We start from the raw sequence: 11,555 nt of genomic DNA, 5'->3' as shown, positions 1-11,555 counted from the left end.
GCCACGCCGGCTGTCGATTACGTGCACATCGCGTGCACATCGCCCGACATCCAGTCGATCGGCCGACGGTCATCGCGAGCCTTTCGACGAGCGCCCATGCGCCTGTGCCTGCGCCGGCAACACCAAACAGTAACCCTGCCTCCGATCCCGCCTTCGACGCACTGTCATGTTTCGCAACACTCGGGCAACGGTTGTCCCCGAACGCAACACACGCGGATTAGCCGCACTGCATTGCGCGCATCGCCCCAGCGGGCTCGATCGGCCGCTCTGCCTTACGCGCCAAGGCACGCCGCGCAATGGCATGCGATTTGCGTGACTGACTGCGCACTCGAGCCGGATCCCCACCCTGGCCCGGCCATGAGTTGGCCGCGGTGTGCGACCACAATGACTCAGGAGACAACCATGAAAAAACTCTCGGCTTCGACGAGCCGACTCGCAACGATCGGAATCGCGGCAGCAGCCGCGATCGTCTTGAATCCCGGCCTGGTGGACGCCGCCGCGGACTATCCGGCCGTCACGTACCAGCGCCTCACGGACGCGCAACGCGATCCGGGCTGGCTCACCTACTACCGCACGTACAACGGCCAGGCGCATTCGCCGCTCAAGCAGATCGATGCGTCGAACGTGAACACGCTCACGCAGGCATGGAGCTACAAGTTTCCGGCCGAACTGAAGCAGGGCTTCGAAGCCACGCCGATCGTCAACGGCCGATACCTGTTCGTGACCACGCCGAAGGACAACGTCTATGCATTCGACGCGGCCACCGGCGCGCAACTGTGGAAGTACGAGCCGAAGCTCGGCGCGGAATCGTTCAAGACGGCCTGCTGCGACGTCGTGAACCGCGGTGTCGCGCTGTACGGCAAGAATGTCTACGTCGCGATGCTGAGCGGCGAAGTGGCTGCGCTCGATGCGCAGACCGGTGCGCTCGTGTGGAAGAAGCAGATGTTCGAACCGGGGCTCGGCTACGCATTCTCGCTCGCCCCGCTCGCGCTCGACGGCGCGATCGTGGTCGGCAGCTCGGGCGGCGAGTATGGTGCGCGCGGGTTCATCGCCGCGCTCAGCCCGAACGACGGCGCGCTGCTGTGGAAACGCTTCACGATCCCCGGCCAGGGCGAGAAGCACGCGGACACCTGGCCCGACGGCATGCAGTCGCACGGCGGCGCACCGGCGTGGCTGACCGGCACCTACGATGCGGCGACGCGCACGCTGTACTGGGGCGTCGGCAATCCGGGGCCGTGGCTCGCGGATCTGCGCCCGGGCGACAACCTGTACTCCGATTCGCTGCTCGCGCTCGACCCGAAGAACGGCGACCTCAAGTGGCACTACCAGTACACGAAGCACGACACCTGGGACTATGACGGCGTGAACACGCCGGTGCTCGCGACCATCAAGTACAAGGGCAAGGAGCACGACGCGATCATCCACGCGGACCGCAACGGCTACTTCCACGCGATCGATCGCGACAGCGGCAAGCTGATCTACGCGGAGCCGTTCGTGAAGGCGACGTCGGTCACCGGCTACACGGAAGACGGCGCGCCGATCCAGGATCCCGCGAAGTATCCGAAGGTCGGCACGACGATCGACACGTGCCCGAGCTTCCTCGGCGGCAAGAACTGGTGGTCGGTGTCGTACGACCCCGAGCGCCATCTCGCGATCGTACCGGCACTGCATGCGTGCATGAGCCTGTCGGGCAAGTCGGTCAACTACATGGAAGGGCTGCCGTATCTCGGCGAAGGCTTCGAGATCAAGCCGGAGCCGGGCAGCGAAGGCTACGGCGAACTGCAGGCGATCGACGTCAATACCGGCAAGAAGGTGTGGAGCCACTGGAGCAAGCTGCCGTGGAACGGCGGCGTCGCGACGACCGCGAGCGGCCTCGCGTTCAGCGGCTCGCTCGACGGCCACCTGTATGCGTTCGACGTGTCGACCGGCAAGGTGCTGTGGGAAAGCCCGAAGCTCGCGAGCGGGATCATCGCGCAGCCGTCCGTGTTTGAAGTGGATGGAAAGGAGTACGTAGCGGTGCTCGCCGGCTACGGCGGCGCGAACCCGATCTGGGGCGGCCCGATGGCCAAGGCGGCGGACGACGTGCCGCGCGGCGGCACGCTGTACGTGTTCGCCCTGAACGGCGGCTGATCGCGAACCGATCGACCGCATGCGCCCGCGCCGCCGGCGCGGGCACCTTCCCCTCTTCAACCGGGCGTACATCATGAACCTCAGACTTTCCCGCCTCGCCGTGGCCTGTGCGCTCACGGCAGGCACGGCACTGACCCCGGCGCTGTCCACGGCCGCGACGCCGGTACGCATCTGCTCGCTGCCCGGCACGCCGACGGCCGCACTCGACAAGGCCGTTGCCCGCGACGTGTTCCGCACGGCCGGCATCGCCGCCACCTTCGCCGCGCACGATGCCGGCGGCAGCGACGACGACGGCGTGTCCGCGCGCGAGCTCGCCGGCATCCTCGAGCGCGATTGCGACGTGCTCGCGGGCTTTCCGCGCTCGGCGATCGCCGACGCATCCGATCCGAGGCTGCTGTTCTCGCACGGCTACCTGCGCTCCGGCTACGTGAGCGTCACGCGCCGCGATGGCGGCTCGCCGTCGAGCGGCCGCGAAATCGTCGCGGCCACCTATGCGAGCCCTGCGCAACTGATCGCGGTCCAGCAGAAGGACGCGCGCTTCGATCTGGAGAACACCTCCGCGCAAACGGTCGATGCGGTTGCACGCGGCCGCGCGCACCGCGCGATCGTCTGGTATCCGGCCGTCATCGCGTATCAGGCCACGCATCCGAAGCAGGCGTTCCGCATCGCCGCGACGTCGTCCCCGTATGCGGACTGGCAGCTTGTGTTTGCGCTTTCCTCGCGCTCGGCCGCGCTGCAGCAGCGGATCGACGCGGCACTCACGCAGATGAAGAACAACGGCCGGCTTGCCGCGCTGACGCGCAAGTGGACGCTGCCCGGCAGTGCGCTCGAAGCCCACGAGTCGCGCGTGCCCGCACGCTTCCTCGACGGCGCGATGGCGGCCGGCACCCACGCGCCGGGCGGCCTGCTGCGCGCGCGCAACCTGCCCGCGGGCGGTGGTTTCATCCGGGTGGCCGACAGCACCGGCGATGCCGCGCTCCCGTTCGACGCCGCCCAGGTGGCGCACGGCAAGCAAATCTACGGCAATGCGTGTGCGAAGTGCCACGGCGCCGATCTCGAAGGCAATACGGCACCCGCATTGAGCGGCACGTCGTTCGCGCCGCTGTCGCACTCGCACCTGACGATCGGCGGCGTGTTCGGCTACATGGCGACCAACATGCCGGCCGACCAGCCCGGCAAGCTGACGGACGACGAATATGCGGATCTGATGGCTTTCCTGCTCGCATCGAACGGCTATGTCGCCGGCAAGACGAAACTGACGGCCGATACCGCACGCGCGTCGACCGCACCGCTCGTCGTCGGCCCCGCCGGACACAAGGACGCCAGCCAGTAACGCGGGCCATGCGGCTTCGCCACGCGATGCGGGCCGCACCCATGCGGGCAGCGCCCATGCAGGCAGCGCCCATGCAGGCCGCGCCCTTCTCCACGATTTCATCTTCATCAGGAAACGACCGTGACTTATCCGACTTCCCGCAGAACCTTTCTCATCAACACCATCGGCCTGTGCGCGGCGCTCGCTGCGTCGCGCGCGGCATGCGCGGCCCCGCCGCTCGTCGACGAGAACGACGCCGCCGCGAAGACGCTCGGCTATCGCGCGCATGCGGCGAGCGTCGATGCCGCGCAATTCCCGAAATACCAGGCCGGCCAGCGCTGCGTGAACTGCCGCTTCTACAAGGGTGAAGCGGCGGATGCAAGCGGCACGTGTCCGATGTTCGGCGGCAAGTCGGTTGCGGCGGACGGCTGGTGCAACGTGTATGCGAAGCGCGCATGACGCATTGCGCGACGAGATGCCGGCGCGCCCAGCACCGGCGCTCGCCCGCCTGCGCGCATACGACGCGCTCGGTGTGCTGCGATCATTCATCGCCTAGCACGGCGGCCGGCGTCGCGCGAGCCGCACACCTCACGCCGAACACCGCTCGCTGCACGCTGTGTTGACGCCTGCAACACCCGCTGCTGCATTTCGACGCAACCCGCGGGCCGGCGATCACGCCGCACCTTCAATCGCTCGATGCTTTGCAGTACATACCGAACGGCGATAACCCCGCGATACCGTGCACGCACGCTGCCCCAAGGCCGAATCGAAGCTCGATTGGCATGCAAGTTGCGTTTCGACAGTCAGGCCACACCCGACGATTCTCATCGGCGATCCTGGACCAGCTCGGCCAGTCGCTCTGATCGACGAGGCCATCCTCACCCGACAGCTTCGACGCACACGCGTTCCGGCACCCATCCCCGCCATGAACGCGTCGCACGCGACCGCAACCGGCCGCGCACGTGCGTCCCGCCGCGCCCCACCCCACGTGCGCGCACCGCGCGACGACCGCCGCTACGCGGACGTCCGTCGCATTCCCTGTTCGATGCATCGACGTACAACAACACAACACCGGAGACACTCAATGAAAAGCCAAATCGTGATCGGTTGCGCGGCGCTGGCAGGCGCGCTGGCCAGTACCAGCGGCTTCGCGCAGAGCAGCGTGACGCTGTACGGCAACCTCGACGCCGCAGTGCTGTACACGAGCAAGACGCTCGACTCGGCCACGGGCGCGAACGCCGGCCACCAGTTCTCAATGGCCGACACCGGCATGACGCCGACGACGTTCGGGATGACCGGCACCGAGGATCTCGGCGGCGGCCTGAAAGCGAAGTTCCAGCTCGAAAGCGGCTTTGCCGTCACCAACGGCGCGTTCGCCCATTCGAACGGCAACTTCTTCGGCCGCCAGGCGTGGATCGGGCTCGACGGCGGACTCGGCACGGTCAAGGCCGGCGTGCAATATTCGCCGTTCCTGCTCGCGATCTTCGATTCGGATCCGCGCAGCTTCTCGCACTTCGGCAGCGGGCTGATCAACTACGTCGATAACGTGCTCGTGACGGGCCTGTTCAACCCGAACGCCGTGTCATATACGAGCCCGACCATCGCCGGCCTCACCGGCAGCGCGATGTTCGCGTTCGGCGGCAAGGCCGGCGACTTCCAGGCCGGCCGCCAGTATTCGGCGAGCCTCAAGTACGAGCATGGCGGCTTCATGATCAACGCCGCGTTCTATGACGGCAACGACGGCACTAACCCGACGCCGACTCCGAGCACCGTCGCGTTCGTCGGGCGCACGATCGGCGCGGCGTACCGGTTCGGCGCAGTCACCGCGAAGGCGTCGTTCGCGAGCTACAAGGTCGGCGGCTCGTTCAGCAACAACGTGTACGGCGGCGGCGTCGACTACCAGGCGACGCCGGCCGTCGACCTGAACGGCGGTGTCTGGTTCACCAGCGATCGCAACGATACGGCCAATCATTCGCTGCTCGCGGCGATCGGCACGACCTATAGCCTGTCGAAGGCGACTGCGCTGTACGCGCAGGTCGCGATGGTCAACAACCACGGCGCGATGAACACGGGGCTCGGCATCACCAACGCGCTGTATGCGGTCACCGGGACGACCGTCGGCGCGAACCTCGGGATCCGCCACCTGTTCTGACGCGCGGGCGGCGGCTTCGGCATCGAGCCACCGCCCTTGTGTATTCGTAGTCCGAATGATCCTTCACCGAATCCGGCATGCAACGACGCAGCCGGATTCGGCACGATCTTCACCACGTATGAATGCGCCCGCAACGCTGCGCGCGCCCTGCGCGTCCGTGCGGTCCCACGACGCTGCATCCGTCCACGTCATGAATCCGGTATAGACCACCGCTGGCGCAACCCGTACCGCCATGCACCCCCCACGCGTTGCGGCGCGAGTTGGCCGCCTGCGACATCCGTGTCGTTTACGACCGATTTCCGGGCGCATGACCGATAGTCCGCTCTCCCCGTTTCTCTACACTGCTTCACACCAACACACACTTGCCGGGTGTCGTGTGCCGCGCGCCGCGCCACCGACGTCACGGCAGTCCCGAGACAACCGCCTTCGTCCCCGACGGCCCCGCGCCCGCGCCGCCGCGCACTCGCTCGGCCAGCCGCGAAGGCCCTTCCAGGAGCGTTCATTGAGTTCATTGCAAGCGCACCCCGCGAAAGCCCGCTCTTCGCGCAAGGCCCTCAAGCTGGACGACATCACGATCGTCGATCCTGCCGTGCTGAAGCGCGCGGTCGGCGCCATGGCGTTCGGCAACGCGATGGAATGGTTCGATTTCGGCGTCTACAGCTATATCGCCGTCACGCTCGGCAAGGTGTTCTTCCCGTCCAGCAACCCGTCCGCGCAACTGCTCGCGACCTTCGGCACGTTCGCGGCCGCGTTTCTCGTGCGCCCGCTCGGCGGCATGGTGTTCGGCCCGCTCGGCGATCGCATCGGCCGCCAGCGCGTGCTGGCGGCCACGATGATCATGATGGCCGTCGGCACCTTCGCGATCGGCCTGATTCCCAGTTACGCGTCGATCGGCATCATGGCGCCTATCCTGCTGCTGGTCGCCCGCCTCGTGCAGGGCTTCTCGACCGGCGGTGAATACGGCGGCGCCGCGACCTTCATCGCCGAGTTCGCGACCGACAAGCGCCGCGGCTTCATGGGCAGCTTTCTCGAGTTCGGCACGCTGATCGGCTACACGCTCGGCGCGGCCACCGTCGCGGTGCTGACGGCCACGCTGTCGCAGGAGGCGCTGTTGTCGTGGGGCTGGCGCGTGCCGTTCTTCATCGCCGGTCCGCTTGGCCTCGTCGGCCTGTACGTGCGACTCAAGCTCGAGGAAACGCCCGCGTTCAGGAAGGAAGCCGAAGCGCGCGAAGCGGACGAACGGGCGCGCCCGAAGCAATCGTTCGGCACGCTGCTCATCGAGCAGTGGAAGCCGCTGCTGCAGTGCGTCGGCCTCGTGCTGATCTTCAACGTGACCGACTACATGGCGCTGTCGTACCTGCCGAACTATCTGTCGGCAACGCTGCACTTCAACGAAACGCACGGCCTCTTCATGGTGCTGCTCGTGATGGTGCTGATGATGCCGATGACGCTCTACGCGGGCCATCTGTCGGATCGGCTCGGCCGCAAGCCGGTGATGATGTTCGGCTGCGTCGGCCTGCTGGTGCTGTCGGTGCCCGCACTGCTGCTGATCCGCACCGGCGGGACGGCGGCCGTGTTCGGCGGGATGCTGATCTACGGCACGCTGCTGTCGACCTTCACCGGCGTGATGCCGTCGGCGCTGCCCGCGCTCTTCCCGACGCGGATTCGCTATGGCGCGCTCGCAATCGGCTTCAACGTGTCGGTTTCGTTGTTCGGCGGCACGACGCCGCTCGTCACCGCGTGGCTCGTCGATCGCACCGGCGACCTGATGATGCCGGCCTACTACCTGATGGGCGCGTCGTTCATCGGCATCGTGTCGGTGCTCGCGCTGCGCGAATCGGCCCGGCGGCCGCTGCCCGGCTCCGCGCCGTGCGTGGCCAGCCGCGCGGAGGCGCAGGACCTGATTCGCCCCGGTGCGGACGAGGGTCGCGTGCGCGAGCGCAAGTTCGCGCCGGTCGGAGAACGCGCGTAACGCCCGCTGTAGCGCTATAGCATCGTCATGCGACGCCGCGCGGCACCCGCCGCCGGCATCGCACCACGTGACCGTCAGCGCGCCGCGAGCTGCTGCTCGTCGAACCAGTCGAGCAGCGCGCGCGTGACGAACGCGGGATTTTCCAGGTTCGAGATGTGGCCGGCGTCCGGCACCAGTGCATGACGGCAGCCGATCACGCTCGCCATCTTCACCGTCTCCGACGGCGGGCGCGCCATGTCGCCCGCGCCGCACATCAGCAGCGTGCGCTCCGCATCGAGTTCCGCAAGCGCGGCGAGCGTGTCCGGCCGCCCGAAGATCAGCCGGCCGAGCGGCACGATCGATTCTCGCAGCCGGTCGGCCGGCAGGCTCGCGAGCGCGGCGCGAAACGCGCTCGGCACCGGGTCGGCCAGGTTCACGTCCGGCCGGAAGAACAGCGGCACGATCGCATCGAGCAGCGGCGGCACGATCGAACCGGCGGCAGCAATCGCATCGAGCATCCCGAAGTAGCGCAGGCGCGTCGCGTCGGGTTCGGCCTCGAGCGACGCATCCATCAGCACGAGCGAGCGCACGCGCCGGGGTTCGCGCAACGCGAGTCGCGCGCCCCACATCCCGCCGACGCTGAGTCCGACGACCGCGCACTGCTCGATCTCCAGCGCATCGAGCAATGCGCTCGCGTGCGCGGCGAGATCGTCGAGCGTTTGCGTGGCGTCCGGCAACGGGCCCGACCCGCCATGCCCCCACAGGTCCGGCACGATCACGCGATAGCGGCGCGACAATGCATCGATCTGCGGCGCCCACATCGCTGCATCCCACAGGTAGCTGTGCCCGAGCAGCACCGGAAAGCCGGTGCCGTGATCCTGGTAATGCAGCGTATTGCCATGAACGATTCGAGTAGGCATCGGGCCTCCGGATATGACGACGATCGGCAGCGGCCCGCACGCAGGCGCTGCGTCAGTGGTGCGTGGTGAAAACTGCGGCGCCGCGCATCATCGCACAGGTCTGTGACGATGCGGACGACACATCGCCAGCCACTGCGCGAGCTGATGCATGCGTTCGTGTCGTCGTCGCCCCGCTACTGCCGAAGTCACCCCGCCCACGCAACCCGAAACACCGACATCGCCGTCTGCATCGAACTCGCCTGCTGCGCGAGCGCGCTCGCGGCGGCACTCGCCTGTTCGACGGCAGCGGCATACTGACCCAGTCGATCAGCCAGTTACTCACACCGCGATATCGAATTCGTTGCACACGTCGCGGTTCTGGAAAATTGCGTAGCGATCGGCGGCCGAGCGCGATGCCGTGGTCGTAGACCGCGGCCTGCACGAACTGGCGGTACTGGCTGAAATGCGGCCGCGGCCGCGGCACGCCGAGCGCCTGCGGCAGGTTGTTCCATGCGTACCACGGCCATTCACCGCGCGGATCGTGTGCAGCCGTGCCTCGCTACTTTGCGTTCAAGCCGATCGAGTCGGCTTCGCGATTCATCAGCCGATGCACACGGTGGCGGCTGCACGCTTCGCTTGATTCGCACAGATCGACCGTGATCTTGCGATAATCGTATACGCCGCCGCTGGCCAGCCAATGATGGTTGATCAGAGCTAGCAGGCCGATCATCCTCGCGCGCACGCGAACCGGTCGCCTCGCGTTGCCAGACGTAATAGCCGCTGCGATGCCCGCCGAGCACCCGGCACGTCGTACGGAGACAAAATTCGTCGGGATGGGATCATATGAAAGGTTGGCCGGTCCGCTCTCGGTTAAGCGGTTATCATGGCAACGTCAAACGTTAGCGTGCTCGACACTATTCAGCGCAACTGCGCCAGACGAGGACTTGGAATTTTACGGTCCGGCCGGTTCATTATTTCACGCGATGGATCATCTGCTTCCGCATTACGAACGAGAACTTTCACTACTGCGCCGGTCAGTTGCAACGTTTGCAACACGCTATCCCAAAATTGCCGTTCGTCTCGGGATTTCCGGCGACCGCTCCGAAGATCCCCACGTCGAACGGATGCTGCAATCGTTCGCTCTCCTCGCTGCGGACATAGGAAGTCGGCTCGACGACAACTATCCGGAATTCGCCGAAGCCCTCCTCGGCATGCTGTATCCCCAGCATCTTCGAACGATTCCTGCGTGCGCAATCGCCCAGTTCGATATCTCGGACATGTTCGAGAAGCTCACTGAGCCATCGCTCATTGCTCGCGGTACAGAACTGGCGAGCAAAACGGAAGGCTGCCTTTTCCGAACCGGATATGACGTAACGCTAGCACCCGTGCGGATTTCGGCTGCGCGCTACGCCCCGGCAACCGCGGTTCCCTCCGACGTCGTCCTGCCCGCCGGCACAACCGGTCTGCTCTCGATCACTTTTGCGGTTGCCCGCCCCGACTTTCGTCTCGAAGCCGTCCCCAGCCCGTTGCGCATCCACGTCAACGGCCCTCGCGAAGTCGTCGGGGCGGCAATGGATACGATGACGATGCACACGGCAGCCGCCTTCGTCGAAAACGCCGAACGTCGCTGGTCAACGCTGACCACACTGCCGCTCGCTGCCGCCGGCTACGATGAGGCCGAGAAACTGCTCGACGAAGACGACGGGCCGCCAGCCCTGCGGCTACTGAGCGAGTATTTTGCGTTTCCGAAGAAATTCGATTTCGTTGACATCGACCTCGCCGCGCTCGCACATACGGCGGGCTCCAGCCAGCAACTTACCTTGCATCTCGCCATTTGCGGCGTTCATCCCGATTCGTGGAAGGCACAGCGACTAAAAAGTCTGGCGGCGGACCATCTGAGGCTCTTTTGCACGCCCATCGTCAACCTGTTCCGGCTTACGTCGCTGCCGCTCAAGCGAAATCCGGTCACGAACACGTACCCCATGCCGTCCCAGAATACGGACGTTGCGGGTGTCGAAGTTTGGTCCGTCGAGTCGGTCCGTGCCACGACAGGCAGTTCCAGAGCGAACATCATCCATCCGTTCGTGTCGCTCATGCACGGCAGTTCCGGCAAACCAGCGGGCCCCTATTGGGTTCTCATGCACCATAACGCGGCCTCGCCATCGGGAAAGAAAGAAACCGCGCTCAGCTTGGTCGAACTCGACGGCCGCCCGGCGGCCGACACCGGAATCGAACAGATAACGGCAGATGTCACCTGCTCGAATGGCAATTTCCCTCGCACGATGCGGGCCGGCGCCGAGAATGGTGATCTGGTAAACGAACAGGGAACGATGGTTTCGCGCATCGTGATGCTGGACGCACCGACAGAAGTCGCGCGATTGTCGAGCGAAGGCGACGCGGCTTGGCAGCTCATCACGCAATTCGCCCCGCACGCGTTCGAATTGACCCGCACCGGGCTTGCGGAGTTGAAACGCCTGTTCCGCCAGTTCGTCGCTCAATCCGCCGGACACGCGAAACTGCTCGACGGACTGACGAACATGAGCCATCGGGCCAAACAGCTCTGGCTTCCAGGAAAACCAATGCCGAGTTTCGTTCAGGGTTTGGAAGTGACGTTGACGGTCGACGAACAAGCGTTTGCCGCCGTCAGTTTGAACGCGTTCATTAGCGTAATGGATCACTTCTTCACCGTGCATGCACCGACGACAAGCTTTGTCCAACTTGTCGTGATGTCGGTCAACTCCGGCGCGGAAATTCGACGTTGCGCGCCACGACCAGGCACAATCATGCTCGCCTGATTGTCTTGCCTCCAGACCGCGACGATCGAGTCACTCTACAACTCGTGTAGTCTAGGTAAGGCTCGAAATCAGGTGACAGCCGCAGGTCGCCCGGTGACCGTGTCGAGCAATCGGAACACCGTTATCTGTCATCGATTCATCACCCTCTTCGATCAAATTCGGTTTGACGTCTGGGTGTTGGGGACAAGTTACCTCGTCCCCCTTGCGAGCAACGAATCGACCGTCGAAACGCATCGTCGACGAACCCGTGATCACCTTGCCGCCGTGGTCGGTCTCGTCGCCGACACGGATGAGATTCATCATGGATAATGCCCCA

The 11,555-nt window shown here is 65.6% G+C and carries 8 protein-coding genes and 1 pseudogene; 6 read left to right on the top strand and 3 right to left on the bottom strand.

Annotated features, from left to right (window positions below; translation table 11 throughout):
* The first annotated feature begins 402 nt into the window (after window positions 1-402).
* The 5 genes from C7H84_RS31430 (at window position 403) to proP (ending at window position 7,566) form a co-directional block, all read left to right on the top strand.
* Window positions 403-2,130 (top strand): methanol/ethanol family PQQ-dependent dehydrogenase, encoded by a 1,728-nt coding sequence (locus tag C7H84_RS31430; RefSeq protein ID WP_121862447.1) that lies wholly within the window; start codon window positions 403-405, stop codon window positions 2,128-2,130.
* Between the two features lie 73 nt (window positions 2,131-2,203).
* Window positions 2,204-3,463: a transporter substrate-binding domain-containing protein gene (locus tag C7H84_RS31425; protein ID WP_121862570.1), complete on the top strand. Its 1,260-nt coding sequence runs from the start codon at window positions 2,204-2,206 to the stop codon at window positions 3,461-3,463.
* 120 nt (window positions 3,464-3,583) lie between these two features.
* The gene (locus C7H84_RS31420) at window positions 3,584-3,901 is read left to right on the top strand and encodes a high-potential iron-sulfur protein (RefSeq protein WP_121862446.1); all 318 of its coding nucleotides are present in this window, start codon (window positions 3,584-3,586) and stop codon (window positions 3,899-3,901) included.
* Window positions 3,902-4,526: 625 nt separating this feature from the next.
* The gene (locus tag C7H84_RS31415; protein WP_121862445.1) at window positions 4,527-5,594 is read left to right on the top strand and encodes a porin; all 1,068 of its coding nucleotides are present in this window, start codon (window positions 4,527-4,529) and stop codon (window positions 5,592-5,594) included.
* Between the two features lie 502 nt (window positions 5,595-6,096).
* Window positions 6,097-7,566, top strand: coding sequence for a glycine betaine/L-proline transporter ProP (gene proP, locus C7H84_RS31410; RefSeq protein ID WP_121862444.1), 1,470 nt, complete (start codon window positions 6,097-6,099; stop codon window positions 7,564-7,566).
* Window positions 7,567-7,640: 74 nt separating this feature from the next.
* On the opposite strand, the gene C7H84_RS31405 is transcribed toward proP, so the two are convergent.
* Both C7H84_RS31405 and C7H84_RS31395 read right to left on the bottom strand, forming a co-directional pair.
* Entirely contained in the window at window positions 7,641-8,465 is an 825-nt protein-coding gene (locus tag C7H84_RS31405; RefSeq protein WP_121862443.1) for an alpha/beta fold hydrolase, read from the bottom strand.
* Between the two features lie 577 nt (window positions 8,466-9,042).
* Window positions 9,043-9,250 (bottom strand): annotated as a pseudogene (locus tag C7H84_RS31395) (IS3 family transposase); the annotation flags it as partial.
* 138 nt (window positions 9,251-9,388) lie between these two features.
* On the opposite strand from C7H84_RS31395, the gene tssF reads away from it, so the two are divergent.
* The gene (tssF, locus tag C7H84_RS31390; protein WP_240462149.1) at window positions 9,389-11,239 is read left to right on the top strand and encodes a type VI secretion system baseplate subunit TssF; all 1,851 of its coding nucleotides are present in this window, start codon (window positions 9,389-9,391) and stop codon (window positions 11,237-11,239) included.
* Between the two features lie 51 nt (window positions 11,240-11,290).
* Here tssF and C7H84_RS31385 read toward each other — a convergent pair whose 3' ends face one another.
* The gene (locus C7H84_RS31385; RefSeq protein ID WP_121862441.1) at window positions 11,291-11,542 is read right to left on the bottom strand and encodes a PAAR domain-containing protein; all 252 of its coding nucleotides are present in this window, start codon (window positions 11,540-11,542) and stop codon (window positions 11,291-11,293) included.
* Window positions 11,543-11,555 lie beyond the last annotated feature (13 nt).

The sequence above is a fragment of the Burkholderia sp. Nafp2/4-1b genome (genome assembly GCF_003635165.1).
GTDB lineage: Bacteria > Pseudomonadota > Gammaproteobacteria > Burkholderiales > Burkholderiaceae > Burkholderia.
Note: the sequence above shows the minus strand (reverse complement) of the source record. Positions and strands in the feature narration are given on the sequence as shown.

Excerpts from the sequence above, each read along its gene's own strand:
- C7H84_RS31430 (WP_121862447.1), top strand. The coding sequence starts at position 403 with ATGAAAAAACTCTCGGCTTCGACGAGCCGACTCGCAACGATCGGAATC.
- C7H84_RS31425 (WP_121862570.1), top strand. The coding sequence starts at position 2,204 with ATGAACCTCAGACTTTCCCGCCTCGCCGTGGCCTGTGCGCTCACGGCA.
- C7H84_RS31415 (WP_121862445.1), top strand. The coding sequence starts at position 4,527 with ATGAAAAGCCAAATCGTGATCGGTTGCGCGGCGCTGGCAGGCGCGCTG.
- C7H84_RS31405 (WP_121862443.1), bottom strand. The coding sequence starts at position 8,465 with ATGCCTACTCGAATCGTTCATGGCAATACGCTGCATTACCAGGATCAC.
- C7H84_RS31385 (WP_121862441.1), bottom strand. The coding sequence starts at position 11,542 with ATGATGAATCTCATCCGTGTCGGCGACGAGACCGACCACGGCGGCAAG.